This is a genomic window from Pseudoclavibacter helvolus (assembly GCF_014191305.1).
Taxonomy (GTDB): domain Bacteria; phylum Actinomycetota; class Actinomycetes; order Actinomycetales; family Microbacteriaceae; genus Pseudoclavibacter; species Pseudoclavibacter helvolus.
The window spans coordinates 403,514-430,318 of sequence record NZ_JACHWJ010000002.1; the positions used below are offsets into that span (position 1 = coordinate 403,514).

Annotated in this window: 28 protein-coding genes; 14 read left to right on the top strand and 14 right to left on the bottom strand. The window is 67.5% G+C overall.

Annotated elements, in window-relative coordinates:
• The first annotated feature begins 61 nt into the window (after positions 1-61).
• The 5 genes from coaD to mutM all read left to right on the top strand — a co-directional run bounded on the left by coaD (position 62) and on the right by mutM (position 3,083).
• The gene (gene coaD / locus FHX72_RS08755; RefSeq protein WP_068484299.1) at positions 62-562 is read left to right on the top strand and encodes a pantetheine-phosphate adenylyltransferase; all 501 of its coding nucleotides are present in this window, start codon (positions 62-64) and stop codon (positions 560-562) included.
• A gap of 62 nt (positions 563-624) precedes the next feature.
• On the top strand, positions 625-1,209 hold the full coding sequence (locus FHX72_RS08760; RefSeq protein WP_338110092.1) for a YceD family protein: 585 nt from the start codon (positions 625-627) through the stop codon (positions 1,207-1,209).
• A 41-nt stretch (positions 1,210-1,250) separates the two neighbouring features.
• Complete coding sequence (rpmF, locus tag FHX72_RS08765) at positions 1,251-1,454, top strand: 50S ribosomal protein L32 (protein WP_068484295.1); 204 nt, start codon at positions 1,251-1,253, stop codon at positions 1,452-1,454.
• A 10-nt stretch (positions 1,455-1,464) separates the two neighbouring features.
• Positions 1,465-2,211 (top strand): ribonuclease III, encoded by a 747-nt coding sequence (gene rnc, locus FHX72_RS08770; RefSeq protein ID WP_068484293.1) that lies wholly within the window; start codon positions 1,465-1,467, stop codon positions 2,209-2,211.
• A 2-nt stretch (positions 2,212-2,213) separates the two neighbouring features.
• Positions 2,214-3,083: a bifunctional DNA-formamidopyrimidine glycosylase/DNA-(apurinic or apyrimidinic site) lyase gene (gene mutM, locus FHX72_RS08775; RefSeq protein WP_068484291.1), complete on the top strand. Its 870-nt coding sequence runs from the start codon at positions 2,214-2,216 to the stop codon at positions 3,081-3,083.
• 45 nt (positions 3,084-3,128) lie between these two features.
• Here the strand turns inward: mutM and FHX72_RS08780 are convergent, their stop codons facing one another.
• The gene (locus FHX72_RS08780) at positions 3,129-3,851 is read right to left on the bottom strand and encodes an MBL fold metallo-hydrolase (RefSeq protein WP_068484290.1); all 723 of its coding nucleotides are present in this window, start codon (positions 3,849-3,851) and stop codon (positions 3,129-3,131) included.
• Positions 3,852-3,904: 53 nt separating this feature from the next.
• On the opposite strand from FHX72_RS08780, the gene FHX72_RS08785 reads away from it, so the two are divergent.
• Positions 3,905-4,444 carry a TetR/AcrR family transcriptional regulator gene (locus tag FHX72_RS08785; RefSeq protein ID WP_183624450.1) on the top strand — a complete coding sequence of 180 codons (540 nt, stop codon included), beginning with the start codon at positions 3,905-3,907 and terminating at the stop codon, positions 4,442-4,444.
• Positions 4,445-4,630: 186 nt separating this feature from the next.
• Here FHX72_RS08785 and FHX72_RS08790 read toward each other — a convergent pair whose 3' ends face one another.
• The 5 genes from FHX72_RS08790 to FHX72_RS08810 all read right to left on the bottom strand — a co-directional run bounded on the left by FHX72_RS08790 (position 4,631) and on the right by FHX72_RS08810 (position 8,516).
• Positions 4,631-5,137: a LysE family translocator gene (locus tag FHX72_RS08790; protein ID WP_221186850.1), complete on the bottom strand. Its 507-nt coding sequence runs from the start codon at positions 5,135-5,137 to the stop codon at positions 4,631-4,633.
• Between the two features lie 42 nt (positions 5,138-5,179).
• Entirely contained in the window at positions 5,180-6,001 is an 822-nt protein-coding gene (locus FHX72_RS19665) for a helix-turn-helix domain-containing protein (RefSeq protein ID WP_183624452.1), read from the bottom strand.
• Between the two features lie 42 nt (positions 6,002-6,043).
• Positions 6,044-6,493: a ribonuclease HI gene (gene rnhA, locus FHX72_RS08800; protein WP_104284999.1), complete on the bottom strand. Its 450-nt coding sequence runs from the start codon at positions 6,491-6,493 to the stop codon at positions 6,044-6,046.
• A gap of 63 nt (positions 6,494-6,556) precedes the next feature.
• The gene (locus tag FHX72_RS08805) at positions 6,557-7,258 is read right to left on the bottom strand and encodes a class I SAM-dependent methyltransferase (RefSeq protein ID WP_183624454.1); all 702 of its coding nucleotides are present in this window, start codon (positions 7,256-7,258) and stop codon (positions 6,557-6,559) included.
• 154 nt (positions 7,259-7,412) lie between these two features.
• Positions 7,413-8,516: a GNAT family N-acetyltransferase gene (locus FHX72_RS08810; RefSeq protein ID WP_183624456.1), complete on the bottom strand. Its 1,104-nt coding sequence runs from the start codon at positions 8,514-8,516 to the stop codon at positions 7,413-7,415.
• Between the two features lie 160 nt (positions 8,517-8,676).
• Here FHX72_RS08810 and FHX72_RS08815 point away from each other — a divergent pair, with 160 nt between their 5' ends.
• Both FHX72_RS08815 and FHX72_RS08820 read left to right on the top strand, forming a co-directional pair.
• Positions 8,677-12,594 carry an AAA family ATPase gene (locus FHX72_RS08815; RefSeq protein WP_183624458.1) on the top strand — a complete coding sequence of 1,306 codons (3,918 nt, stop codon included), beginning with the start codon at positions 8,677-8,679 and terminating at the stop codon, positions 12,592-12,594.
• An 84-nt stretch (positions 12,595-12,678) separates the two neighbouring features.
• Positions 12,679-15,300 (top strand): DEAD/DEAH box helicase, encoded by a 2,622-nt coding sequence (locus FHX72_RS08820; protein WP_183624460.1) that lies wholly within the window; start codon positions 12,679-12,681, stop codon positions 15,298-15,300.
• 180 nt (positions 15,301-15,480) lie between these two features.
• Here FHX72_RS08820 and FHX72_RS08825 read toward each other — a convergent pair whose 3' ends face one another.
• Together FHX72_RS08825 and FHX72_RS08830 are read right to left on the bottom strand one after the other, a co-directional pair.
• Positions 15,481-16,587: a TerC/Alx family metal homeostasis membrane protein gene (locus tag FHX72_RS08825; RefSeq protein WP_068484271.1), complete on the bottom strand. Its 1,107-nt coding sequence runs from the start codon at positions 16,585-16,587 to the stop codon at positions 15,481-15,483.
• Between the two features lie 211 nt (positions 16,588-16,798).
• Positions 16,799-17,365: a histidine phosphatase family protein gene (locus FHX72_RS08830; RefSeq protein ID WP_068492437.1), complete on the bottom strand. Its 567-nt coding sequence runs from the start codon at positions 17,363-17,365 to the stop codon at positions 16,799-16,801.
• A 99-nt stretch (positions 17,366-17,464) separates the two neighbouring features.
• On the opposite strand from FHX72_RS08830, the gene ftsY reads away from it, so the two are divergent.
• The 5 genes from ftsY to FHX72_RS08855 all read left to right on the top strand — a co-directional run bounded on the left by ftsY (position 17,465) and on the right by FHX72_RS08855 (position 21,512).
• A complete protein-coding gene (gene ftsY, locus FHX72_RS08835; RefSeq protein ID WP_068484267.1) occupies positions 17,465-18,340 on the top strand; it encodes a signal recognition particle-docking protein FtsY in 876 nt (291 codons plus the stop codon).
• 45 nt (positions 18,341-18,385) lie between these two features.
• Positions 18,386-18,763: a hypothetical protein gene (locus FHX72_RS08840; RefSeq protein WP_068484265.1), complete on the top strand. Its 378-nt coding sequence runs from the start codon at positions 18,386-18,388 to the stop codon at positions 18,761-18,763.
• Between the two features lie 64 nt (positions 18,764-18,827).
• Entirely contained in the window at positions 18,828-19,223 is a 396-nt protein-coding gene (locus FHX72_RS08845; RefSeq protein WP_183624462.1) for a hypothetical protein, read from the top strand.
• A gap of 87 nt (positions 19,224-19,310) precedes the next feature.
• The gene (locus FHX72_RS08850; protein WP_068484261.1) at positions 19,311-20,675 is read left to right on the top strand and encodes an MFS transporter; all 1,365 of its coding nucleotides are present in this window, start codon (positions 19,311-19,313) and stop codon (positions 20,673-20,675) included.
• Positions 20,676-20,762: 87 nt separating this feature from the next.
• Positions 20,763-21,512, top strand: a complete 750-nt coding sequence (locus tag FHX72_RS08855; protein ID WP_183624464.1) for an SDR family oxidoreductase — start codon at positions 20,763-20,765, stop codon at positions 21,510-21,512.
• Here the strand turns inward: FHX72_RS08855 and FHX72_RS08860 are convergent.
• The 5 genes from FHX72_RS08860 to FHX72_RS08880 all read right to left on the bottom strand — a co-directional run bounded on the left by FHX72_RS08860 (position 21,499) and on the right by FHX72_RS08880 (position 26,052).
• Entirely contained in the window at positions 21,499-22,680 is a 1,182-nt protein-coding gene (locus FHX72_RS08860; RefSeq protein WP_183624466.1) for a PQQ-dependent sugar dehydrogenase, read from the bottom strand. The two genes, FHX72_RS08855 and FHX72_RS08860, sit on opposite strands and share 14 nt — an antisense overlap.
• Before the next feature lie 102 nt (positions 22,681-22,782).
• Positions 22,783-23,745: an IS481 family transposase gene (locus FHX72_RS08865; protein WP_183624468.1), complete on the bottom strand. Its 963-nt coding sequence runs from the start codon at positions 23,743-23,745 to the stop codon at positions 22,783-22,785.
• On the bottom strand, positions 23,742-24,272 hold the full coding sequence (locus tag FHX72_RS08870; protein WP_183624470.1) for a DUF1697 domain-containing protein: 531 nt from the start codon (positions 24,270-24,272) through the stop codon (positions 23,742-23,744). The genes FHX72_RS08865 and FHX72_RS08870 overlap by 4 nt, the downstream gene beginning before the upstream one ends.
• A complete protein-coding gene (locus FHX72_RS08875; protein WP_183624472.1) occupies positions 24,269-24,985 on the bottom strand; it encodes an alpha/beta fold hydrolase in 717 nt (238 codons plus the stop codon). Before FHX72_RS08875 ends, FHX72_RS08870 begins: the two co-directional genes overlap by 4 nt.
• Positions 24,982-26,052 (bottom strand): alpha/beta fold hydrolase, encoded by a 1,071-nt coding sequence (locus FHX72_RS08880; RefSeq protein WP_311198218.1) that lies wholly within the window; start codon positions 26,050-26,052, stop codon positions 24,982-24,984. Before FHX72_RS08880 ends, FHX72_RS08875 begins: the two co-directional genes overlap by 4 nt.
• Between FHX72_RS08880 and FHX72_RS08885 the strand changes: the two genes are divergently transcribed.
• On the top strand, positions 26,043-26,531 hold the full coding sequence (locus tag FHX72_RS08885) for a MarR family winged helix-turn-helix transcriptional regulator (protein WP_183624476.1): 489 nt from the start codon (positions 26,043-26,045) through the stop codon (positions 26,529-26,531). The genes FHX72_RS08880 and FHX72_RS08885 overlap by 10 nt on opposite strands.
• A 51-nt stretch (positions 26,532-26,582) precedes the next feature.
• On the opposite strand, the gene FHX72_RS08890 is transcribed toward FHX72_RS08885, so the two are convergent.
• Positions 26,583-26,798, bottom strand: a complete 216-nt coding sequence (locus FHX72_RS08890) for an SCO4848 family membrane protein (RefSeq protein WP_068492429.1) — start codon at positions 26,796-26,798, stop codon at positions 26,583-26,585.
• Positions 26,799-26,805 lie beyond the last annotated feature (7 nt).

Consider the following 26,805-nt stretch of genomic DNA (forward strand, 5'->3'; position numbering starts at 1 on the left):
CGCCGCCGAGTGAGGTGATCCTGCGCGTGACGCGCAGGACGTGCCCCGTAGTCTTGTCGGCATGAGCAGAATCGCTGTCGTTCCCGGCTCGTTTGATCCGGTGACCCTTGGCCACCTTGATGTCATCCAGCGCGCCGCCACGGTCTTCGAGGAAGTCCACGTCGTTGTCGTCCATAACCCGGACAAGCACGCGCTCCTGCCCATCTCCCGACGTGTGGAGCTCATCGAGCAGGCGGTTTCCGCGACCGGTATCCGCGGCAACGTGCGCGTCGCCTCGTGGAGCGTGGGACTGCTTGTCGACTACTGCACGGACGTTGGGGCGAAGGTCATCGTCAAGGGCATCCGCTCTCAGGCGGATGTGACGTACGAGACGCCGATGGCGATCGTGAATCGCAACCTCGCCCGCGTCGAGACCATGTTCATGTTGCCCGATCCGAGCCATGCGCACGTCTCGAGCTCCTTGGTCCGCCAGGTCGCCGGCCTCGGCGGCGACGTCTCGCCGTACGTGCCGCGGGTCGTCTACGAGTACCTGCAGGGCGACACCGACACGTCCATCGAGTAGGGGTCGGGATGCACTCCGAGCCGAAGGCGTACAATCTCCCGGTGACTTCCTCTCCGTACCTCGTGAACATCGCGACCATCGTGGGCAAGGCCGGCACGATGCGCACGCTCGAGCTCGACTTCGACGCGCCTGAGCGCATCGGCGAGGGGCTCGGCTACATCGAGAAGGGCACGCCCATTGAACTGGACGTGCGTCTCGAGGTGCTGCACGACGGAATCTTGGCGACCGTCGGCCTCGCATCGCGGATGAGTGGTGAGTGCAGCAGGTGCCTGACGCCGCTGGAAGAGCCGCTTCAGGTCGATTTCGCAGAGCTTTTCGCGTATGCTCGCGACGAAGCCCTCGAGTACGAGGTTCACGACGACACTGTCGACCTTGAACCGCCCGTTCGCGATGCGGTAGTGCTAGCACTGCCATTCCAGCCGGTTTGTCGGCCGGACTGCCTCGGCCTAGATCCCGAAACCGGCGAGAAGCTGGTGGAGCCGCTCGAAGAGCAGGCGCCCGCGGTTGACCCGCGTTGGGCAGCGTTGGCAGAGTTTGGCGCTTCAACAGAAGCAGCCGAGGAACCCGCAACGGGTTCTGAGGAAGCCGCGGATCCTCGTGAGGGTGCGCGCAACCATGATTACAAGGGGGAGCCGGGCCAGAATTGAGCCCGCCTCCCTGCACGATGAAAGATGAAAGGTAGACGCCGATGGCTCTCCCCAAGCGCAAGATGAGCCGCTCGAACACGCGTTCGCGTCGTTCGCAGTGGAAGGCCTCCGTGCCGACCCTCGTCAAGACCGTTGAGAACGGCAAGGTCACCTACAGCCTCCCGCACCGCGCGAAGGTTGTCGAGGACGCAGCTGGCACTCCGCTGTTCTTCGAGTACAAGGGCCGCAAGGTCGCAGACGTCTGATCCTTGCGTCATGCACGACGTGAAGATCATCGACCCCGACGCCGCACCGTCAGCTGAGCTGGCAGGCGGCCTCGGGGTCGACTTCGTTCCCGCTCTCCTCGAGCTCGCGCTGACCCACAGGTCGTACGCCGTCGAGAACGGCGGTATCCCCGACAATCAGCGCCTCGAGTTCCTCGGCGATTCGATTCTCGGTCAGGCCGTGACGGTCATGCTGTACAGCACGTACCCCGACTACACGGAGGGGCAGCTGTCGCGTCTGCGCGCATCCCTCGTGTCGACCGTGGCGCTTGCTGAGATCGCGCGGGGTATCGACCTTGGCGCCTACCTGCACCTCGGTCGCGGTGAGCACCTGACCGGCGGCAACAACAAGGACTCGGTGCTGGCTGACACGATGGAGGCCGTCATCGGCGCCGCGTATCTGTCTGCAGGTGTCGAGGTCGCAACTGAGCTGATCCTGCGCCTCGTCGAGCCGAAGCTCGCAGTCGTGTGGCGCCTCGGGGCGGAGCAGGACCCGAAGACGGCCCTGCAGGAGCTTGCCGACACCCGTGGCGCGGAGCCGCCGAGATACGAGGTCGAGGGTTCTGGGTTGGAGCATGACCGCAGCTTCACAGCGACGGTGACGGTGCTGAAGAAGAAGCGTGTCCTCGCGCAGGCGCAGGGGGTCGGTACAAGCAAGAAGCAGGCCGAGGTGGCCGGCGCGCTCGCGGCCTGGCACCAGCTGAGCGAGGGCGGCGACGGCGCCCCTGCGGTCTCCTAGCCGTGCCAGAGCTGCCCGAAGTCGAGGTTGTTCGCCTCGGCCTTGCACCCGCGGTGACGGGTGCAACCGTGTCTGCCGTCGAGGTGCTCGACGAGCGTTCCCTGCGCCGCCATGCCGGGGACTCGACTGACTTCGTGGGCGCCTTGGAAGGTGCGCGCATTCAGGCCGTCTCGCGTCGGGGCAAGTTCCTGTGGATGCCGCTCGAGGGGCGGGACGAGGCGCTGAGCGCGCACCTGGGCATGAGCGGTCAGATGCTGCTGCGCACCGCGGATGCGGCAGACGACCGACACCTGCGGGCGCGCATTCGGGTCGACGGTCCGGCCGGCGACTTCCTGGTCGCGTTTGCCGACCAGCGCGTGTTCGGCTCGCTCGCAATCGACCGTCTGGTGCCGACGGCGGACGTGGCGGGGGAGCGCGTTCCATCGCAGGTGGTGCACATCGCTCGCGACCCGCTCGACCCGAACTTCGACGACGACGCCTGGGCCGCGGCGATGCTGCGACGGAAGACGGGCGTCAAGGGGGCGCTGCTCGACCAGACGCTCATCTCGGGGATCGGCAACATTTACGCCGATGAGGCGCTCTGGCGCGCACGCCTGCACTACGCGCGCAACACGGCGGGCCTCTCGCCGTCGAAAGTGCGGGAGCTGCTGCAGCACGTACGCGAGGTGTTCGCGAAGGCGCTCGCCGAGGGTGGCACATCCTTCGACGCGCAGTACGTCAACGTCAACGGTCAGGCCGGCTACTTCGCGCACTCGCTCAACGTCTACGGGCGCCAGGGGCAGCCCTGCCCGCGGTGCGGGCGGCCAATCGTGCGCGAGAAGTGGATGAATCGGAGCTCGCACTTCTGCGAGAAGTGTCAGCGCGAGCGGTAGTCGCTCCAGCCCGCGACGTCGGCTCCGCTCGGACGAGCACTGCGGTCAGCGTCGGCCTGCGGCCACCGACTCGACTGCCGCCACCGCCGCATCCACTCCCTCGCTCCACGGGGCACCGTGGCCGGGTAGCACCCACTTAGCTTTGGTGCTGACGATGGCCTGCAGGGATGCGATCGCTTGGGCGGGCTCGTCGGTGAACGGGGCCGGTTGCGGGCCCTCCTGGCCCGTGAGGACGTGACGAGTGGTGAGCCCGTCGCCCACGAAGACCGCATCCGCTGCCGGCACGTAGACGGCGATGCTGCCCTCGGAGTGCCCGGGCATGCTGATGATCTGAGGTGAGCCGGGCAAGTCCAGTGTCTCTCCGCCCTGCACCTCGACCACCTCGGTCAGCCACTCGGTGCGCGCCCCGCCCTTGCGCAGCGTGTAGGCGGCGAACCCGAGAAGGGGGCCGAGTTTCATCGACTGCTTCGCGGTGGCTGGCTTCGGACCGCCCTTTGCGCGCTCCGCGTCTCCGGCGTGGATGAAGACCGGCACGCCGTGGTCGCGTCGGAGACGCTCCGCGAAGCCGACGTGGTCGGAGTCGCCGTGCGTCAGGATGACGCCTTTCACGTCGTCGACGGTCAGGCCGATCGACGCGAGCTCGGTCAGCAACTCCCGCCAGTGGCCGGAGAGCGCCGCGTCGATCACGGTCACGCCCTCCGGCGTCACGACCAGGTAGGCGGCCACGATGTTGTTGCCGATGCGGTGCAGCGAAGCGTCGAGTTTCATGATGGCTAATCTATGTAGCCATCATGGCTACTGTCAATAGCTATAGTGGATGCATGCCAACCCCGGACAGGACCTCCCTCGACGCCATCGTGCTCGCGGCCCGTGACCTTCTCGAGAGCGAGGGGCTCGCCGGCCTGAGCATGCAGGCGGTCGCCGCGCGGGTGGGCGTGCGGCCCCCCTCGCTCTACAAGCGCGTCGCGAACCGCGAGGAACTCATCCAGTTCGTTGCCGAGGCGAGCCTCGTCGAGCTCGGTGAACGGCTCGATGCTGCGAGCGACCTGTCGGATCTCGCAGACGAGTTCCGCGCCTTCGGGCACGAACGCCCCGCAGCTTTCCAGCTGATCCTGAGTCCAGGGGCGGGGACCCCAACGGCCAGGCCCGAGTTCGGTGCGGCCGCGAGCCAGGGCATCCTGCGTCTCGTGCGCAAGCTCGCCGGCGATGCTCATACGCTGGAGGCCGCCCGGACGGTGACCGCGTGGGCGGCCGGCTTCGTGAGCATGGAGCTCAACAGCGGGTTCAACCTCGGAGGAGACGTCGACGAGGCGTGGCGGTTCGGGCTCGCGAGTATCACCCGAGCTATCAGCACGGAGTAGACCGCGTCGAATCGCGAGCTACTGCGGCCGGCGGGCGTAGCCATGTCTCGATCCTACGGGTGGGCCTCTCGGGGCGTCTCAGGCGAGTTCCAACGCCAACGTCACCAGCATCGACAAGCCTAAGACGGCGAGGAAGGCTCCTGCTGCCTTTGTGAGAAGCGGGATCCAGCGGGAGAGCCTCGCGAGTCAGCGCTTTGAGCCGATCATGATCGCCACGAACAGGTCCCAAGCCAGCACTACGGTGACCATCCAAGCCCCATAGAGCAGAAGGGTCGAAGGCTGCGCGGAGGCGAGTGCCGCGGCAAGGCTGACGTAGAAGAGCACGTTCTTCGGATTGAGGAGTCCGGAAGCCAGCCCCAGGAGCAGGTTTCGTGCCCAGGCGGCTTGGGCGGCTCTTTCCGCTGCAGGCAGAGCGGTCGGCGCTCGGCTGCGCAGGAAGACCCAGCCGATGTAGATCAGGAAGACGCCGCCGGCTCCCTGCAGAACCAAGAGGACCTCTGGTTGAGAGATAAGAGCGATTCCGGTGAAGGTCGCCCCGATGAGAAGGCCGTTGGCGAGCGCGATTCCCACGCACACGCCGCCCGCGACCTTCCACCCGTTCGCCATGGCGCTTCGTGCGATGAGGAAGAAGTCGACACCGGGAATCAACAGCGCGAGGAAGTGGGCGACGGCGACGCCGAGAAATTGATCCATGGGCTTCCTGGACGAGTGAGGTGGACTCGACCAGTGTGCGGATCAGGTGGTCGGCGGGTCTTGTACGAAATTGCGTCGGCGGCGGTAGGCGCCGGGGGAGGCCGCGACGTGAGCCTGGAAGACCCGGTGGAAGTGGCTCTGGTCGACGAAACCGAGCGAGTGCGCGGTGTCGGCGATGCGCTCGCCCGAGCGAAGCCTGCGGCGTGCTTCCAGAACTCGAGTGTTCTGCCGCCAAGCGAGCGGTGAGAGTCCCGTCGCCCGCTTCATCTCCCTGATGAGCTGGAATCGGTCCATGCCGACGAGGTCGGCGAGATCATCCAGCCGGGGATTTGTCGCGTCGTCGCGTAGCCGCTGAAGCGCCGGGCTCAGGGTGGAGACCAGCGCTGGCTCGATGCTGCCCGCGACCCGAAGCTCGGGGAGTACAGCGCCGAGTTGGCCGAGCAGCCCAGCGAATGCGGATCTGAGCTCGAGCTCTGGGCGATCCGCGAAGATCGCGTCGATCGGGTCGTCCAGGGCATGTCGGAGCGTGGCGTCGCGGAGCACGGAGATCGATGCGGTGAGGTCGGCGGTGCCGGCCTGCGGTGAGAGTGATGTGAGCCACGCCTCGTCGACGTGGATCATCCGGTACCGCCAGCGTCCATCCAACGGATTGCAAGCGTGAACCTGACCGGATGGGATAAGAATCACGTCGCCCGGTTCCAGACGAACTGGTCCCGTGGTCATACCCGCGAAGTTCGAAGCACCGGATTCTATGAACCCGACCGAGAAGGCGTCGTGAGTGTGCGCCCGGTAGCACGAGTTCTCCTGCGATGAACGCCTAGCCTCGAGGTGGGCGACCGCGCTGCTCCGCGCGAACTCAGTCACGGCAAGTTCTCAAGGCTTCTAAGGCGGCGGGACACTGCAGAGCTAGCCTCGGCCGAGTGCCTGGTCGACGCCCTTGTTGGCGAGCATGTCGGCGCGCTCATTGCCGACGTCGCCAGAGTGGCCCTTTACCCAGCGCCACTCGATGGTGTGGCCGCTGTCCTCGACAAGCGCGTCGAGCTCCTTCCAGAGCTCTGCGTTCTTGACGGGCTGCTTCGAGGCGGTCTTCCACCCCTTCGCCTTCCACCCCTTGATCCATTCCGTAATGCCTTTGCGCACGTACTGGCTGTCGAGGTAGAGCGCGACGTTGCACGGCTTCTTGAGTGCGCTGAGGCCCTCGATGACGGCCTTGAGCTCCATGCGGTTGTTCGTCGTGTTGAGCTCGCCGCCGAACAGCTCCCGCTCGTGGTCGCCCGACTTCAGCCAGACGCCCCAGCCGCCGGGGCCCGGGTTGCCCTTGCAGGCCCCATCCGTGTACATCACAACATCGCTCACGTGCGTCCCTCATCTCCGTCGCCGACCACGCAAGAGTAGTCGCGGGAATGCTTCGACGCAGACTCAGCGCAGGCGGCGCACGAGCACGACGCTGTCCTCGAGCGTGCCGGGAACACCGTCCGGGGAAGTGACCTCGCGTGTTCGCGACTCGGCGATCACCGTCTCCCACTCGCCGACGGGGAGGGCCAAGTCGGCGACCTCGCGCTCGGGACGCACAAACAGGTGCGCGGGATGCTCCGAGTTTTCGACCCAGGACGGCGGGCCGGCGTGCGCGACCGTCAGGAGGTGCCCGCCAGGTGCGAGCATGAGGGCCGCCTCCCGGAGGATCTGGGTGCGCGGCAGGTGGACCGGCGACTGGAAGAAGCTCGCCGTGACGAGGTCAAGCGGCTCGTCCGGGCGCCACGTCTCGAGGTCGCCTGCCACGAAGTCGAGCAGCGACGCACCGATGTCCGCGGCGAGGGCCGCCGCGCGTGCGCGTTCGATGGCGACCGTCGAGATGTCGATGCCCGTGACCCGCCAGCCCTGCTGGGCGAGCCAGATCGCATCGCCGCCCTCACCGCATCCGAGGTCCAAGGCGCGGCCGGGCGTGAGCGCGCCGGCGACACTCGCGAGGTTCGCGTTCACGCGACCAGACCAGACCGCGGGCTTCGCCGAGTACAGGCCTTCCCAGAATTCGGTGGGGGCCTGCGGCTGATCGGCGGTCGCGGCAGAGGTCGCGCTCGAAGCGGCGGAGGCGTCGGATGCGTGGTGGTGATGCGAGGTCATGCGCTCAGCATGCGTACCAACTCCCGCATCCGCAACCATGCTTGCGGAAACCGCAAACGGGGCGCGCGTCCAACTTGCGGGACGATCCGGCCGACGGATGCGCGATGCTGGCCGTCCGCGTGCGTCTCATCACGCAAGTTGGCCGGCGTGCTGGCTACAACCGCTTCTGCCAGCCGCCCTCCGGGGCGAGGGGCGTGAAGCCGAGCGCCTCGTTGACGCGCAGCATGTGCGTGTTCTCCTCCGCGTTCCAGGTGAAGACTCCCGTGCATTCCGGGTAGCGCTCGGCCAGCTGCATGAGATTCGCGGCCTTCACGAGCATCCCGAGACGCTTGCCTCGGTGAGCCTCGGTGACAAGCGTGTTGTCCTGCTGCGCGGGTCGTGTCGTGTCGTCGAGGTCGAGCTGCAACATCGACTGGGCCACGAGGTGGCCGCTCGGGATGTGCAGCACGGCGGCGTTGAGGAACGTCGCCCCGGAAGCGATCGCGCGGCGTTCCATCTGCACGACCCGCTGGGCGTCCCAGTGCTCTTCGTCGACCTCGAGCTCGCCAGCAGGGGCGTCGATCGACATGTCGCCGTTCAGGCGAGCGAGGTCGTCGAGGTAGGCGGCGTCGCTCTCGCCCTCCCACGTCACCACGCGGTAGTCCGCCCCGGCGCGAGCCGACGCGGCCGCCGACTCGGCCAGCAGCACGTCGACGGGCACCGGCAGTCGCAGCTCACTGATCCGCTCGATCTGGCCGAGCTCCCAGCCGTGCTTCCAGAGGAAGCGGGCTGCCGGGTCAGCCGCCGAGACGCTGCCGTGGCCGGTCGGAGCCGGCACGCGCTCGCCTCCAGGGGTCGGATGCTCGACCCAGGCCTGCAGGGAGGTCCGCCCGTCCGCCCGCGCGATGCCCTCGAGGTGGGCCGCGACGAACGAGCCGATGCCGCGGCGGCGGTGGGGCGCATCCACCACCACGTGCGGGTATGCGTGGGCGGGCGAGTCGCGCGGGGAGACCATGAGCTTCGCCGCCGCGACCGGACGCCCTTCCTCGGCGGGCTCGTCACCCGACCGGAAGACGAGGAAGAGGCGGCTCGTGACGGGCCCAGGCATCGTCCAGTCGGCAAGCGTGTGCTGGCTGGTCTCGAGCACGCGTCCCGGGCCGTACGTCGCCGCGTAGCCCTGGTTTACCAGCGCTGAGTACTGCTCGAGGAGGCGCCAGGACTCCCCATCTCTGCCCGACGTTGGGTCTGGAGGCGTGAGCTCCCGAATGAAGTGGTCCACTCCGGTACCGTAGCTGTCAGGCAGGGGCCGCGTCAGCCCCGCCAGCGTGCCGGGCAACGGCACCGCCGGCTCACTCCGAGCGCCCAGGCCAGCCCGACCCACCATCCCAGTCGACCCACCAGCGAAGTCTGATCCAGCAGCGAGAGGCCAGCGAGCGCGCATGCATTTGAAGAGCCTCACGATGAAGGGCTTCAAGTCGTTTGCGCAGCCGACGACGCTCGCGCTCGAACCCGGCGTGACGTGTGTCGTGGGGCCGAACGGCTCCGGCAAGTCGAACGTCGTTGACGCGCTCGCCTGGGTCATGGGCGAGCAGGGCGCCAAGAGCCTCCGCGGCGGCAAGATGGAGGACGTCATCTTCGCCGGCACGGCGACCCGCGGGCCGCTCGGCCGCGCCGAGGTGACCCTCACGATCGACAACGCCGACGGGATGCTCCCGATCGAGTACAGCGAGGTGACGATCCGGCGAACCCTGTTCCGTAACGGCGGCTCCGAGTACGCCATCAACGGCGACGCTGTGCGGCTGCTCGACGTGCAGGAGCTCCTGAGCGACACGGGGCTCGGCAAGGAGATGCACGTCATTGTCGGGCAGGGGCGGCTCGACGCCGTGCTGCGCGCGACGCCCGAGGAACGCCGTGGCTTCATCGAGGAAGCGGCCGGGATCCTCAAGCACCGCCGCCGCAAGGAGAAGACGGTGCGCAAGCTCGAGGCGATGGAGGCCAACCTCACGCGCCTCCGCGACCTCACCAACGAGGTGCGCCGCCAGCTGAAGCCCCTCTCGAGGCAGGCCGACATCGCTCGCCGCGCCCAGGGCATCCAGGCCATCGCGCGCGACGCGAAAGCGCGCCTGCTCGCCGACGACGTCGTGCAGCTGCGCGCCGCCCTTCGGCTTGCGACCGGCATCGAGCAGGAGCGCTCCGAAGAGCGGGTCGTGCTGCAAGAAAAGCTGACCGCGGCGCTCAACCGGGCCGAGCTGCTCGCGGCCGAGAACCGCGGCGACGCGGCCGACGGCGCGCGCCGGGTCGTGTTCGACCTCGAGAGCGTGCGCGAGCGCATCCAGAACCTCAACGCGCTCGCCTCGCAGCGCAAGGGGCTGCTCGTCTCGCGGCTCGAGTCGCCCGCGTTTGTGCCGACCGTGACCCTCGAGGCCGTCGACGTCGCGCGCCGAGAGGCCGAGGTGCTCGTCGAGCGCGCCGCCGAGGCCGAGTCGCTCTGGGAAGCGACCAAGGTCGCGACCCAGGATGCGCGTGCCGCGCTCGACCGCATCGACGTCGAGATCCAAGCCCAGGCGACCCGCATCTCCGCCTACGACCTCAGCGGGAGCGAGCTGCGCGGCGCCGCCGACACCGCCGCTTCGAGGCTTGCCTCGGTGCGCGGCGAGGTGCTCAGGCAGCGCAACGCCCGCGACGCGGCAGGCGATCGCCTGGCTCAGGCCACCAAAGCGAAGGATGAACTCGACGCGAGCGCCGCCCAGAGCGCGTCGGACTCGAGCGAACTGGACGCCGCGTACAAGCGCGCCGAGGCCACGCAGCGCGAGGCGGAGCAGCAGCTCGACGGCGGGCGCACGAAGGCCCACGAGCTCGAACGCGAACGCGACGCCCTCCAGGCCCGCGTGCAGGCGCTCACCCTCGCGACGGCGGCGAAAGACGGCACCGCGGCCCTCCTCGCTGCTCGGCTCGACGGCGTCGAGGGGCCGGTCGCCGAGCACCTCCGTATTGACGAGGGCTACGAAGCCGCCATCGCAGCGGCGCTCGGATCGACGGCGGACGCGGTGCTCGCGAGCGACGCCGACGCAGCATTCCGGGTGCTCGCGCACGCCACGGGCGAGAAACTTGGCCTCGTCGAAGTTGTCGCCGAGCTGGGCGCTGTGATCGCGACTCCGGATGCCAGCTCTGCCCACGGCTCGGGCGGCGACGCGCTCGGGGCAGGTTTGCGGCCCGCCACGGATCTCGTGCAGGGGCCGCGGGCCATCACGGCGCTGCTCGCCCGCGTGCATGTGAGCGAGACGCTCGACGAAGCGCGGTCCGCGGTTGCTGCGTTCGCGTCCGCGTCCGAGGGAAGCTCCGGGGGAGGTGCGCTCACCGTCGTCACCCGTGCGGGTGAGGTCGTCACGAGCACCTCGCTGCGCGGCGGCTTCGCGGAAGAGGGGACAAGCCGGCTCGAGCTGCTCGCGGCCCGCGACCGTGCATCCGCTCGCCTCACGGTCGTCACCGACGAGCTCGACCAGGCAGCGCTCGCGCTCGCGGAGCACCGGGCCGCGTCTCAGGCCACGAAGACCGAGGCGAAGCGCACGCTCGATGCGCTGCGCGCCTTCGACGGGGCGCTCGCCGCCGAACGCGAGCAGCTCAACCGAGCCAGCGCGCGAGTGGATGCGGGCACGGCCGAGCTCGCGCGCGCCGCGAAGGCCTTCGACCTCGCCTCCGGCGGTGTCGAAGCCGCAGAGCAGGCGGCGAGCGCGGCGAAGGCTACGCTCGCGGAACACGAGGCCCTGCCCCGCCCCGAGCTCGACTCCTCGGCGCGCGTCGACGCCAACGCCGGTGTGGAGCGCGCCCGTGAGACGGAAGTCGAGGCGCGGCTGCAGCTCGAGACGCTGAGGGAACGCTCGCGCAGCGAACGACTCCGCGCCGAATCCCTCGATCGCCAGCTCGAAGCCGACCGGCAAGCCGCCGACAAGACCGCCCGCGAGACCGTCGTGCGGCGGGCGGAGCTCGCGCAGACCGAGCGTGTGCTCGCTGCGATCCCGCGCCTCGCCGCCGCCGTGCAGGAGTCGCTCGCCGAGGCCCAGCAGCAGCTCGCCGAAGCCGAGCGCGAGCGCGCCGCGCAGCACGAGGAACTCGGCCAGCTGCGCCAGACCGAGCAGCAGCTGCGCGCTCGCCTCAGCGAGATCACCGAGGACGTGCACTCGATCGAGCTGCAGATCTACGAGAAGAAGAGCTCCCTGCGGTCCACCCTCGAGCGCGCCGCGAGCGAGCTGCGCCTCGCCGAAGCCGTGCTTGTCGCCGAGTACGGGCCAGACCAGCTTGTGCCCGCCGACGACGACGCCCTGCGCGCGAAGGCCGAGCGTATTGCCTCGGCGCTCGCCGAGCAGCGCGCCAGGCACGAAGTCGCCGCCGAGGGTGAGGCGGAGGGCTCGGCTGCTGCGAACGGCGCGGAGGAGCCCGCCGCCGGACCCGCCGCGACCGGCAAGGACGAGCCGACGGATGCAACCGGCGGGCCGCGTTCATCCGGTGACTCGGCCGGCGCTGAAGCCGCTGCGACCCACGCTCCGACCGCGGCGCAGGCTGTTGGCCAGGCCGAGACGGCTACGGGCCCGGCGCTCGCGGAGCAGCTCGACGAGGACCTCGCGGCGACCCTTGAGGACGACGCCGAGGAGGAGTTCGTCGGCGTGCCGTTTGTGCGCGCCGAGCAGCAGGCGCGCCTCGCGGCGGCCGAACGCAAGATGTCGACGCTCGGCCGCATCAACCCGCTCGCCCTCGAGGAGTTCGCGGCCCTCGAGCAGCGGCACGCGTTCCTCGCGGACCAGCTCGATGACCTCGCCGCGACGAAAGCCGATCTGCTGCGCATCGTCGGCGACATCGACGAGCGCATGCGCACCGTCTTCGAGGCGGCGTTCGAGGACACCCGCGAGGCGTTCCACACGGTCTTCCCGATCCTCTTCCCCGGAGGATCAGGCGACATCACGCTCACGGCGCCGGACGACATGCTCGCGACGGGCATCGAGGTCATGGTGCGTCCGGCCGGGAAGAAGATCGAGCGCCTCTCGCTGCTCTCGGGCGGGGAGCGCTCGCTCGCGGCAGTCGCGATCCTCGTGTCGATCTTCAAGGCGAGGCCCAGCCCGTTCTACATCATGGACGAAGTCGAGGCCGCCCTCGACGACGCGAACCTCGGGCGCCTCCTCGCGGTCTTCGAAGAGCTGCGGGCCTCCAGCCAGCTCATTGTCATCACGCACCAGAAGCGCACGATGGAGATCGCGGATGCGCTCTACGGCGTCTCGATGCGCCAAGACGGCGTCTCCGCGGTCGTCGGCCAGCGCATCCACCGCGACGAAGACCGCCCTGTGGAGAGCGACCCCGCCGCGTAGAAGCACGCCTTTGCCGCGCATGCGCGCCCGTCTCCCTCCCTCCCTGCCACCGCGCGTGCGCCTCGGCGTGGGACGATGGATGCAATGACTTCCGTCGACGGCACCTCCGCCCCAGCCCCCGCCATCCCAGAGCCCAAGCTGGGTCTCGTGACCCTCCTCCCGGACCCGTACGACGCCGACTCGATGTTCGAGGCGTTCGAGCTGTGGACGACAAGCCGTGGAATCACGATGTACCCGGCGCAGGAGGAAGCCGTCATGGAGCTTGTCTCCGAGGCGCACGTCATCCTGTCGACGCCGACGGGCACGGGCAAGTCGCTTGTCGCGATCGCGGCCCACGCGGCCTGCCTCGCGCAGGGCGGCCGCAGCTACTACACGGCGCCCATCAAGGCGCTCGTGAGCGAGAAGTTCTTCGCGCTCGTCGAGATCTTCGGCGCCGCGAACGTCGGCATGGTCACGGGCGACAGCTCCGTGAACCCGGACGCGCCGATCATCTGCTGCACGGCCGAGATCCTCGCGAACCTCGCCCTGCGCCATGGATCAGACGCCGATGTCGACCAGGTCGTCATGGACGAGTTCCACTACTACGGCGACCCCGATCGCGGGTGGGCGTGGCAGCTGCCGCTGCTCATGCTGCCCGACGTGCAGTTCCTCTTGATGTCGGCGACCCTCGGCGACGTCACCGAGATCGTTGAGGACCTCGAGCGGCGCACGCAGCGCGACGTGTCGCTCGTGACCGGCGTCGAGCGCCCTGTGCCGCTCGACTTCTCGTACGTCGTCGCGCCGACCCACGAGACGGTCGAAAAGCTCGTCGAGGAGCGCAAGACGCCCATCTACATCGTGCATTTCTCGCAGGCCGCGGCCATCGAGCGGGCGCAGGCGCTGTCGAGCCTGAAGGTCGTCGACCGAGCCGGCCGGGATGCGATCGCTGAGGCGATCGGCGGGTTCCGCTTCACGACGGCGTTTGGCAAGGTGCTCTCGCGGTACGTTCGAGCCGGCATCGGCGTGCACCACGCCGGCATGCTGCCCCGCTACCGCCGCCTCGTCGAGACGCTCGCGCAGAAGGGGCTTCTCCGCGTCATCTGCGGAACCGACACGCTCGGCGTCGGCATTAACGTGCCCATCCGTACGGTGCTCATTACGGCGCTCGCGAAGTTCGACGGGCAGCGGATGCGGCACCTCTCGGCGCGTGAGTTCCACCAGATCGCGGGCCGCGCGGGACGTGCCGGCTACGACACCGCCGGGACCGTGGTCGTCGAGGCGCCAGAGCACGAGATCGAGAACGCCGCCGCCGTGCGCAAGGCGGGCGACGATGAGAAGAAGCGCAAGCGCATCGTCAAGAAGAAGGCGCCGCAGGGCTTTGTGTCGTGGGGCGAGAAGTCGTTCGAGAAGCTCGTCTCCGCCGAGCCCGAGCCGCTCACCTCGCACATGCACATCACGGCGTCGATGATCATCAACGTCATCGCGCGCGGGGGAGACGTCTTCGGCAACGCGAAGAAGCTCGTCTACGACAACCACGAGAAGCCGGCCCGCCAGCCGGAGCTGGCGTTGCGTGCCATCGGCATCTTCCGCACGCTCGTGACGGCAGGCATCGTCGAGATCGGCAGGCAGGGGCGCATCACCCTCACCGTCGACCTGCAGGCGAACTTTGCGCTCAACCAGCCGCTCTCGCCGTTTGCGCTTGCCGCCATCGAGCTCCTCGACCCCGAGGCGGAGGCGGCACCGGGCGACCGCGGCTCCGAGGAGAACACGAGCGGCGAGGGCGCGGTCGGCTCCGGCCACTACGCGCTCGACGTCGTCAGCATCATCGAGTCGACCCTCGACGACCCACGCCCCGTGCTCTCGCAGCAGCAGTTCAAGGCTCGCGGCGAGGCGGTCGCGCAGATGAAGGCCGACGGCATCGAGTACGACGAGCGCATGGAGCGCCTCGAGGAGATCACTCATCCCAAGCCGCTCGAGGGGCTGCTCGCGCAGTCGTTCGAGTTGTTCGCGCAGCACGAGCCGTGGGTGCGCGACTTCGAACTCTCGCCGAAGTCGGTGGTGCGCGACATGTTCGAGCGGGCTATGAGCTTCGCCGAGTACGTGAACTTCTACCAGCTCATGCGCAGCGAGGGCCTCGTGCTTCGCTACCTGAGTGACGCCTACAAGGCGATCCGCCAGACGGTACCAGACGAGGCGAAGACGGAGGAGCTGCTCGACATCATCGAGTGGCTCGGCGAGCTTGTTCGCCAGGTCGACTCGAGCCTCATCGACGAGTGGGCGTCACTCGTTGACCCCGAGCAGCAGGCCGCGAGCGACGAGCCGGTCGTGCCGCCGGCACCGCCAAGCGTCGTCGGTAACCGCCGCGCCTTCACGGTGCTCGTGCGCAACGAGATGTTCCGCCGCGTACAGCTCGCGGCCCTCCAGCGCGACGAGGCGCTCGCCGAGCTGGACCCGGACGTCGACTGGTCGAAGGCCCTCGACGACTACTTCGACGACCACGACACGATGGGGGTAGATGCGGCGGCCCGTTCGCCGAAACTCCTCACGATCGACGACTCGGAGGTGCGCCAGTCCGGCGGCCTCTGGAGCGGCGTGTGGCGCGTCGAGCAGATCATCGACGACCCAGCAGGCGACCACGACTGGCGCATCCGCGCGGAGGTCGACCTCGCCGAGTCGCACGAGGCCGGCGAGGCCATCGTGCGCGTCACGGACGTGTCGCGGCTCTAAGCGCGTCACCAAGCTCCGCGCCCACGGCCACCGAGAGCGGTGTTGTGGTCGCTCGAGCGCGCGTGAAGCGACCACAAGTCCGCCCTGGGTCGCCAGGCACCAGGCGGGAACGACAAAACCGGATGCTCGCGACTGGCGCGTGCATCCGGTTTTGTCAGTGCTGGTGGCCCAGCGGGGCGACTAGCGGTGGTCTGGCTCGTGGCTCGCGACCGGTGCAGCGTCGGTGTTCTCGGCGGTCTCAGGCGTGGTGCCTTCGACGCCAGCAGCTGCGGCCTCGGGGCCGCCGGCTGCGGAGCCCACGGCGCTGGCCTCGGGCTCCCCGCCCTTGGCGCGGGTGTAGATGATGCTCGCGATCGTCGCGACGATGAGCACGCCGAAGATGAACGTGAGCGACAGCCAGATCGGGATCTCGGGGATCCAGAGGAGCGGCTCGCCGCCGTTGATGAACGGCAGCTCGTTCTCGTGGAGAGCGTGGAACATGAGCTTCACGCCGATGAAGGCGAGGATGAACGCAAGACCAAGGTCGAGGAACACGAGGCGCTCGAGGAGCCCGCCGATGAGGAAGTACAGCTGGCGGAGGCCCATGAGCGCAAACGCGTTTGCCATGAAGACGAGGTAGGGCTCCTGCGTGATGCCGAAGATCGCAGGAATGGAGTCGAGCGCGAAGAGCAGGTCCGTGAAGCCGAGGGCCACGATGACGAGGATGAGCGGCGTCCAGACCTTCTTGCCGTTCTCGAGGATCTTCCACTTGTCACCGTCGTAGTGCTCGCTCGCGGGGATGACCTTGCGGACGAGGTTGACCCACTTGGGCATCTCGGGCTCTTCGTCCTTGAACGAATCGATGGCCTGCTTGACGGCCATGTAGAGCAGCCAGGCGGCGAAGATGTAGAAGACGGAGACCCAGGCCTCGAGGATCGCGGCACCCGCGATGATGAACGCGAAGCGCATGACGAGCGCGATGGCGATGCCGATGAGCAGCGCCTTCTGCTGCGCGATCTTCGGCACCTTAAAGCTCGTCATGATGATGAGGAAGATGAAGAGGTTGTCGACGGACAACGCCTTCTCAGTGGTGTAACCGGCGATGAACTCGCCAGCGTGCTGCCAGTCCCACACGAGGCCGACGCCGAACATGAAGACGACGGCGAGGGCGATGTAGAAGATCGACCACCAACCGGCTTCCTTGAGGCTCGGCTCGTGGGGGGTCTTCACGTGCGTGAAGAAGTCAAAAACAAAGAAGCCGATGACCACGGCAATGGTCACCGCCCAGATCCAAATAGGAACGTCCACGGGTCCTCCGGAGGGGTGTGTTCGGCGAATCGGCCGAAGGTCTCTTCCGCCGGCAGAAACCGACCGACGCGCCCGGGTGGCCGATGACAGTCACCGTGATGACGAGCGCGTCGCAGGAGGAATACTCCCCTTCAACGAAGCTCATCGTACACCGTGGAGAGGGCCCCGCTAGGGGTGGGATCGAATCTGTGGTGTGAATCCGGGACGCGCCCTACGGGGTGGGGACAAGCGGGTAGCCGTTCAACAGGGTGACGACGAACTCGCCTTCGGCTCCTGGCCGCAGGATGCTGAGGGCGAGGTTGCCGATGTGCGGCGCCTGGGCGCCGAGGATCGCCGTGAGGACGAGGCGGATGACGCTGCCGTGGCAGACGATGAGCGAGTCCTCGTCCGGATGGGCGGCCGCGACCTCACTGATCGCGGCCAGCGACCGCTCGACGACAGCCGCGCGCGGTTCGACGCTCGGGTGGTCGAGTGGGCGGCGCGTGCCGTCGGGCATCCAGTACTTCTCGCCCTCGAGGACACCGAAGCTGCGCTCGATGACCCCCGGCAGCAGGGTGGGTGCGCCGAGGCTGGTTCCTTCGCCGATGATCTCGGCCGTCGCTCGCGCCCGGGAGAGTGGCGAGCTGTAGAGGCGGCTCCAACCCTGCCCGACGAGGAGCCCTGCTGCGTCGCCCGCCTGGTCGAGGCCTCTGGAGTTCAGCGGGATGTCGGTCGCTCCCTGGAGGAGTCCGGTCGCGTTCCACTCGGTTTCGCCGTGGCGGATGAGGCCGATGCGCATAGTGCTCCATTCGAGGTTCCAGGCCGTCGCTGCTGAAGATTCAGCGGCTGGCTGAGGGGTCAGCACCCATGGTGTCAGAGCGCTGACTACGCTTGGCACATGGCTGAACGCACTCCCTGGTCACTGTCCGGCGCTCTGCGCGGCATGTTCGGCAGGCAGAAGATCGACGAGACGACGTGGGATGACCTCGAAGAGGCGCTGATCACAGCGGACTTCGGGCCTGATATCACCGACGAGATCGTCGAGCAGCTGCGTGACCAGGTTGCCAGGTTCCACACGGAGGACCCGAAGGACCTGAAGCGGATGCTCCGCGAGCTCATCGAGGAGCGCCTCTCGAAGTTCGACACGACCCTGAACCTGCGCGAGCGTCCGGCGGTGACGCTGGTGGTCGGCGTGAACGGGGTTGGTAAGACGACGACCATCGGAAAGTTCGCGAACTTCCTGCGCATCAACGGCCGCACGGTGGTGGTGGCTGCGGCCGACACGTTCCGTGCCGCCGCTGTCGAGCAGCTCGCGACGTGGGCGCAGCGCGCTGGGGCCGGCATCGTCCGCCCGCAGCAGCACGGGCAGGACCCGGCGTCGGTCGCCTATCAGGCGGTGGAGATCGCGATGCGCGAGGGCCTCGAGATGGTGGTCATCGACACCGCCGGGCGTCTCCAGACGAAGAGCGGCCTCATGGACGAGCTGTCGAAGATCCGCCGCGTGGTCGAGAAGCTGGCGCCCGTCTCCGAGGTGCTCCTGGTGCTCGACGCGACGACCGGCCAGAACGGCGTCGCGCAGGCTGAGGCGTTCATCCAGCACGCCGGCGTGACGGGGCTTGTTGTCACGAAGCTCGACGGTTCGGCCAAGGGCGGGTTTGTGCTCGCCGTGCAGGAGCGCACCGGCTTGCCCATCAAGCTCATCGGCCAGGGTGAGGGCATCAACGACCTTGCCGGCTTCACGCCGCACGTGTTCGCGGAGAAGCTTGTCGGCTGATATGCGCTCGCAGGCGATGGCAGACGTGCAACGAGGAGGCTGCTGATGGAGACCGACGCGCGGTTCGGAGTGCTGTCTCTCGCGCTCGCGGTGGTCCTTGCCGTGGCCGGCGGAGCGCTGCTGGCCGTCGGCTCGGTGCCGGCCAGGTCTTGGCCCGTGACGGCGCTGGCGGCGGCGATCCTGCTCGGAGCGGCGGTGCTGATCTGGTCTTCGTTCGGATCGCAGCCGTGGGTCGGCGCTGTCCTGGTGCTTGTCGCAGTCGCTGCGAACATCGTGGGGAGTGCACTGCGGTGGCGGAAGCTCCCGCAGCTCACTGGGGCCAGGCTGCCTGAGTTGCTCCGTCTCGTCGTCCTGCGGCCGGACATTCTGCGCCGAATGGCGGCGGATGCGGCGCAGTTGGAGGAAGGCAAGCGTCGGAGGTAGGGACGCTCACCGAAATGTCGGTGTCCCGGAGTAGCCTGCAGGCCACGTGCCGAGGAGGTCGCTGATGATGACGGATGTGCTGTTCGTGTTCCTGGCGTACGCCCTCGCGGTTGTGCTCGCCGGGAGCGGGGGCGTCTTCTACGCGCTCGGTTCCGTGCCCATCAACTCGTGGCCCGTCAAGGTGTTTGCTCTCTCGAGTCTCATCGGAGCGGGCCTCCTCGTCTGCACGGCGTTCCCTTCGCTCACGTGGATCGGCGTCATCTACGTGCTGGTCGCCGTCGGCTCCAACGCGGTGGCGAGCGCGCTGCGCTGGAAGTCGCTTCAGCGGTTCCAGGATGTGCCGTTCCCCGAGCTGCTGCGTTTCGAGCTCCTTCGTCCGTCGATCCTCCGTCGCATGGCCGCGGATGCGGGCGGACCACCGGATGGGGCTGTGCACCCAGAGGGCACCCGAAAAAGTTAGGCCGCTCGGTTTTCCCACGATGCGAGACAAAGCGCCGAATTTGCCCGCGTACGGAAGCAAACACCAGAGTTGCGGGTTGCCTGACTCGTGAACCGCCAGCAACGCCAGATCCTCGTCATCGCGATCCTCGCCTCGTTTGTCGCCTTCCTCGACGGGTCGGTGACCAACGTCGCCCTGCCTGCGATGGTTGCGGAGCTCGGGGGCGGGCTCGGCACGCAGCAGTGGATCGTTGACGCGTACCTCATCACGCTCGGTTCGCTCATCCTGCTCGCGGGCTCATTGTCCGACGTGTTCGGCCGCATTTCCGTGCTGCGCTTCGGTCTCATCGGCTTCGGCATCACGAGCGTCGCGATCGCGCTCTCTCCGACGCCGGAGTTCGTCATCGTCGCGCGGGCGCTGCAGGGCGTGGCCGGGGCTCTGCTCGTTCCGAGCTCGCTCGCGCTCATCATCTCCGCGTTCCGCGACGCGGCCCAGGCGAAGGCGATCGGCGTTTGGACGGCGTGGACCGGCGCCGCGTTCCTCGCGGGCCCCTTCCTCGGCGGCCTCGCAGCCGACTACCTGACCTGGCGACTCGTCTTCGGCATCAACGTCATCCCGATCCTCGTCACCCTGTGGATGCTCACCAGGCTCGACAAGGGCGTCGACAGTAGGTCGGGAGGCCGCATCGACATCCTTGGTGCGGTCCTCGGGTTCCTCGGACTCGGCGGGCCTGTCTTCGCGCTCATCGAGCAGGGCAACTACGGGTGGGGGAGTCCCGTGGTGTTCCTGCCGCTTGTGCTCGGTCTCCTGAGCTTCGCGGCGTTCCTCTTCTGGCAGGCGCGCGCCCCGCATCCGATGCTGCCGCTTGGGCTGTTCCGCATCCGTAATTTCTGGGCCGGCAACATCGCGACGGTGTTCATCTACGCAGCGCTCTCGCTTGGCGGCTTCGTGCTGGCGATCTACCTGCAGCAGGTCGCCGGCTTCAGCGCGACCTTCGCCGCACTGGCGACGCTCCCCACTTCGATCGCTAACGTCGCGCTCTCCTCGTGGTTCGGCTCGCTGAGCGGGCGCTTCGGCCCGCGAATCTTCATGACGGTCGGGCCCATCCTGGCCGGTATCGGAACCCTCATGTATTCGGGGCTCGGGGCCGAGGTGAACTACTGGACTCAGGTGTTGCCTGGCGTCATCGTCTTCTCGCTTGGACTCTCCATGACGGTCGCACCGCTGACGTCCGCCATCCTGGGGTCCGTGCCGACGACACAGTCGGGCATCGGTTCGGCCACGAACAACGCCATCTCGCGCGTCGCCGGGCTCGTTGCGATCGCCATGATTGGCGTCATCGCCGGCGGCACCATCGACGTCGTCAGCTTCCAGCCACTCATGTTCGTCACGGCCGGCCTCCTCTTCGCTGGGGCGCTGAGCTCGTGGCTCGGCGTGCGGAACCCGAAGCCCGAGGTCGTGCCCGCGAGGTGAGGGCTGCGAGCTTGTCGCCGCCTCGAGGGCGAAATCGCCCTCGGCGGAAGGGGTGCGTCGGGGAGAGGGCGCTGGGAGGATGGGCGCATGAAGATCGCGATCGCCGGGGGCACGGGCACTGTGGGACGCCTCGTCGTTGACGCGGCGCAGGAGCGTTGGCACGAGGTTGTTGTGCTCACCCGTTCGAACGGCGTCGACGTGACGGCCGGATCGGGGATCGTCGCGGCGCTCGCGGGCGTCGACGTCGTCATCGACGTCCTCAACGTGACCACACTGAAGAAGGCCGAGGCCGTCGCCTTCTACGAGACGACGACCGAGAACCTGCTCGACGCTGAGCGACAGGCGGGAGTTGCGCACCACGTCGCCCTTTCGATCGTCGGCATTGACACCTCGCCGTCCGGCTACTACGAGGGCAAGCTCGCGCAGGAGCGTGGCGTGAAGGCGGGCCAAGTGCCATGGACGATCCTGCGGGCGACCCAGTTCCACGAGTTCGCACCGCAGATGTTCGGCACACTCCGCCAGGGGCCGGTCATGCCCATCCCCATCATGGCGACGCAGCCGGTTGCAGCTCGCGAAGTCGCGGAGATGCTCGTGGGGATCGCCGAAGCCTCACCGCGGCGCGCGACGCTCCAGCTCGCGGGGCCCGCCCCAGAGCGCCTCGTCGACATGGTCCGCAGCGACGGCCGTGCGACCGGAGTGAAGGTGCTCTACGTGCCGCTGAATCTGCCGGGCGCATCCATGGTCGCGATGCGAGACGGGACGCTCCTGCCGAAGGGCGAGTACCGAAAGGGTCGCGAGAGCTACGCGCAGTGGCTCGAACGCGTCACGTCGCGCTGAGGGTGAACTCGAGCAGGGTGTCGTCTCCATCGCGCGGAGAGCCCCGCCCGTCCGTGTTGTTCGTCAGCACCAGCAGCTTGCCGGCTGAAGTGACGACGGTGTCGCGGAGCCTGCCGAACTCGTCGACGTAGAGCGCCTCGGCGCTCGCCTCGGAGGCCTGCGGAATCGCGATCTTCCAGAGGCGCTCGCCGCCGAGGCCCGCCATGAACAGCGTGTCTCGCGAGTAGGCGAGGCCGCTCGGGCTGGCCTCGTCGGTCGGCCACTGCAGCACGGGATTGAGGAACGAGGGGTCGTTGCCCTGGCCTTCTACGGCTGGCCAGCCGTAGTTGCCGCCAGCCTCGATCTTGTTGAGCTCGTCCCACGTGTTCTGCCCGAATTCGCTTGCCCACAGGGCCCCAGCCCCGTCGAATGCGAGTCCCTGCGGGTTGCGGTGGCCCATCGAGTAGACCAAGTTGCCGAACGGGTTGTCCGCGACGGGGGATCCGTCGAGCTGCATGCGCAGGATCTTGCCGTTGAGTGAGTCCTGGTCTTGCGCGAGGCCGGTCTGGGAGGCGTCGCCCGTCGCTGCGTACAGGTAGCCGTCGGGCCCTATCGCGAGCCTGCCTCCGTTGTGGTTGCCCGCCTTCGCGATGCCATCGACGATCACCTCCGGCTCGCCGACGCCGATCCCACCCTCCCAAGTGACGGGGAAGCGCACGATGCGGTTGTCAGAGGCCGCCGTGTAGAAGGCGTACAGCCACTGTTCGTCGTCGTCGCTTGTGCCTGCGAGCGCGAGGCCGAGGAGCCCGCCCTCGCCACCGGGCGCGACGTCCGCAACCGTCGTCACGACTCGGTTCGGGTTGGAGCCGTCGGCGGAGACCTGGACGATCTGGCCGGAGTCGCGCTCGCTCACGAGGTAGTCGCCCGTCTCGAGCTCAACCATCGACCAGGGCGCCTGCAGCCCGGTTGTCACGACGCGTGGATCACCGCTCGGCGTGACGGGTCCGGCTTCCTCGGCGGCCGGCGACGAGGCCTCGGGGGGAGCTGATGCCGGAGTCGCGGATGCTTGAGGTGCGGTGTTCTGGCTTGTCGAACTCGGCGCGGATGGCGAGGCGCTTGGCGTGCATCCGGCGAGGGTGAGGGCTGTGACGGCGGCGAGGGCAATGAGGGGAGCGGTGCGCTTGGTCATGGTGGCGGCCAATCGGTCGACGGCGGATGCGACCAGTCAAGCCGAGCAGCCTGTACTGGTGCTCCGTGTCGCGCGCGCTGGCTCGTCGGCCGCGAGGGCGCCCTAGCTGTAGTTCCCCGACACGTTGTGAACGCGAGCCGCAGGGACCGCCCCGCCGATTCCCGAGTGGGGGCGGTGATGGTTGTAGTGGTGCAGCCAGCGCGGGTAGTCCACCGCGCGAGCTTCGTCGGAGTCGTAGGCGGCCGCGTAGGCCCACTCAGCCGCGAGTGTCCGATTGAATCGCTCGACCTTTCCGTTTGTCTGTGGCCGGTATGGACGGGTGCGGCGATGCTTGATCTCGCCAAGCGCCGTCGCGAAAGCACTTGACCGGTAGCAGGAGCCGTTATCTGTCATCACCGCTGTGACCTGGATGCCCGCGCGCTCGAAGAACACTCGAGCCCGCGGCCAGAACGCTGCGGCTGTTTCTTTGCGCTCATCGCTGAGGATCTCGGAATAGGCCAGCCGCGAATGGTCATCGACGGCATGGTGGAGGTAGGCATAGCCCCGTCCCTGCTTCTTGTTGTTCCGCGCGCCGGCCTTTCGGCCGAGCACGCGATGGCCTCCGCCGTCAGGGATGCGTCCGAGCTTCTTGATGTCGATGTGGACGAGTTCACCGGGAGCTGACTTCTCGTAGCGAATTGGCTTCGCCGCGCGGACTGGGAGGCCGGTGGCTTGGTCGAGGTGCGCCAACAGCGGCATCCGATAACGGTTCAGCACCCGTACGACTGTGGAGCGCGGGATACCAAGGTGGTAGCCGATTCGATGTGGACCCCAGCGCCTGTTGGCACGAAGCGAGATGATCCGTCGTTCCGTATGTGTGTCTGCGCGTTGAGGCATCCTGTGCGGGCGTGAGCTGAGATCGGTGAGCGGCAGGCCGGCTCGGTGACGCCGCACCCATTTCGAGACCGTCGCAGGTGAGCATTGGAACCGGTCGGCGGCTCGCCGGAGCGGCCATCCGTGTTCGACGACCAAGGCCACGAGCCGTCGCCTACCTTCGGCCGTGAGGGGTGCGTTCGCGTGTGTCACACCGAGTCCGATTCGACCCGTTCGAGGAGCCGTCGAAGTGTTCCGAGGCTGCGCGTGGTTGCCGAAGCATTGACGAGGGATTCCACGAACCTGTTCACATCTCCCGCCTTCGAGCCGGGTTTCCAGCAGAAGCTGACCGCGACCCCGGCTTCAAGCTCGCGCAATTCGACGAGGCGGTCGCGGCTTTGCATCGGGATCTGGACCCGCGGGACCGAGGGGACATCAAAGAACGAGACCATGGTGCGGTAAACGCCGCGATCTCGGTCCGGTTCCGCGGCGTGCTCGATGGCCTGGTGGATCTCCGCGCTCGTGCGGATGACGACGGGCTGGGTGTAGCCGGCGGCACGTAGTCGATCAATTCCCCGCGGCAGGAGCGTGCGTGCGGAAGGCCCAGTAAGGAGGACTGTTCCGTTCGTCTGAAAGATGCTGGCCGATTGAGGTCCGCCGAATATCGTGAGTAGCTCTTCGCCTGTAGGGCTGCCAGGGTGGCCGAGATTCATGTTTCGGAAGAGGACGACGGTAGTCACGGTGTCGCCAGTTCTTCGATCACTGCGGCGGTGAGGGCTGGATCGGTGATCATCGGCCAGTGTCCAGTGGCAAGGGTCCGGAAGGCCCATCCACGCGTCGTGTCGGCGATGTCTGCAACGGGTGGAGTGGTGCGGACGCACCGAACGTAGTCGAGGTGAGTCTTCTCGGGGTCAATCTCTCGCGTGATTGCCGGTTGCGCATACGTTCGGATTGGTTGGGCGGCAATGTGCGCGCCCATCCACTCCCAGTCATCTCGACTGATCCCATGTCCCGGGTGGATTTGGTCGAGCTGCTCCAGCGTGAAGAACGGAATGGCGCTCTCCACTGCGAGTGACGACATGAATGCCTTGGTCTGGGGCCCCATGACGTCGAACCACGAACGATTCGGGGCGGGCAGCGCAGCATCGAGAAAGATGGCTCTTCGGACAATGCGGGGGTTCCGCTCGAGTGCCGCTGCGGCCACGTAGCCAGCAAACGAGTGAGCCACGAGCACGGTGTTGTCGAGGTTCGACGCCTCGAGCGCGCCGAGAAGGTCCTCGGCCCAGTCCGAGAGTGTGACCTCTGTTGCCGAAGTGGGGTCGTCGCCAGTGGATCTCAGTTGGGGTAGGACGACATCAAATCCACGCGCCTCCAAGAATGGTGTGACGCGTTCCCAGGCCCACGGGCCCAGGCCGCTGCCTCCTAGTAGAACTACGGTCGTTGAGGACGTCATGCCACGGTCTCCATTCGGTTCACGAAGTCGGAAAGGTCTGAGATGAAGCTGTCAGTGGCGTCGAGGGCCGCGACGTGACCGCCGTCGGCATGCTCGTACCAAGCGATCAGATTGTTCTCTCGCATAGAGACCTCACGGCAAGCGAAATCGCCGGTTCCGAACACGCTCACTGCGGTCGGAACCGCCGAGGGTGGAGCGGCGGGAACATCCCTGTTCTCGGAGTAGATGCGCATGCTGCTCCCGATTGAACCCGCAGCCCAATAGAAGGTCGCGTTCGCAAGAATGAAGTCTTCGCCAAGCCCGAAGTCTGGACCGAGGCTTGCCTGCCACAGCTGATACTTGTCGAGTTGCCACGCGAGCAATCCCGCGGGCGAGTCGCCCAGGCCGACGGCCAGGAAATCGGGACGATGCGACTGAAAGTGGAGATAGCCCCTGCCTTTGTCGGCGAAGGCACCGAGGCGTCGCCAGGAGTCACCGCATGCGGGACCGTCGGCCATGAATCCTTGTAGCCCCGCACTGACGTGCACCCCGACTACGCGATCAGGGAAACTGACCGCAATCTGCCGGGCGACGACTGAGCCCCAATCCTGGCCGTGGACGATAAACCGAGAATGCCCGAGGAGCATCATCGCGTCCGCGAGTACCCCGGCAATGGCGGCGATCGCCATGCCGTCCTTGGGAGCCGGAGCGGTGCCGAACCCGGGAAGGATCGCCAAAACGACCTCCGACGCCATCTGCCTCACCGGCCCGATTGCGCGATGGAACGCGAGGAAGGACGTGGGCCATCCATGGATTAGCAAGATAGGTATCTTCCCGTGGCCGACGAATCGAATCACATGCGCTTCTCCGTGACTCGTCGGGATGAGCAGGGACTGGCCATCCGATGGACCCGGTTCTTGCTCAAGCCATCGCGCCCACGCATCGACGAAACGGAGGGTCAATGCCGCTGCTGCGTCGTCGGACCCCGCAGGAAGCCACCGAGTGTTTTCCAATCGATCCGTGAGGTCGGACGCGGTGTGAGCCAGCTCGGGCGTCACAGTCGAGAGAAGTTGGTAACATGTTGTCACTCCGCAACTCTAAGAAAGGTGACAACAAATTGTCAACTGTGGAAGAGGTGGACGATGTGATTCACGCGCTTGTCTACGTGAACAAGCTTCTGCGCGACGCCGGCGAGAAAGCGGCCGCCGCTGCCGGACAGACGCACGCGCGCCGAATGGTGCTCCAGAGCGCGGGCGATGGCACCACGGTCGCCGACATCGCGCGAGCGCTCGGCCTCCAGCGCCAGGGTGTGCAACGAATTGCTGACGAACTCGTGGCCGACGGTCTCGGGCGCTACGGGAACAATCCGCGCCACAAAAAGTCCAGACTGTTCGCAGTAACACCGTCCGGACAATCGACGCTCGCGGCGGTCCACGAAGAGCACGCCGCCTGGCTCACCGAGCTCAATGAGGCGGCACCTGACATGGACTGGGCCTCACTCCACCTAACCCTCGATCGCCTCACGGCGGCGCTTCAGACCAGCAGCCACCAGCCTGCCCGAGCTTGACCTGCGGCCTCTCGTGCCGATTGCTGTTCACAACGTGTCGGGGAACTACACCTAGCTCGTCATGAGCAGGATCCCGAGGAGTGCCTGCGCGACGCCGATGACGAGCGCCGTCAGCACGAGCACGGCGTGCACCGTGAGGAAACGAGTCGGGCGGCCGTTCTCGTCGCGGGCTCGAGGGTCGTTCGAGACGCGTCGGTAGAAGGACGGCCAGACGAGGACGTTGAAGACGGCGCCGACGAGGAGGGCGATGCTTGCGAGGAGGACCATCCTTCAA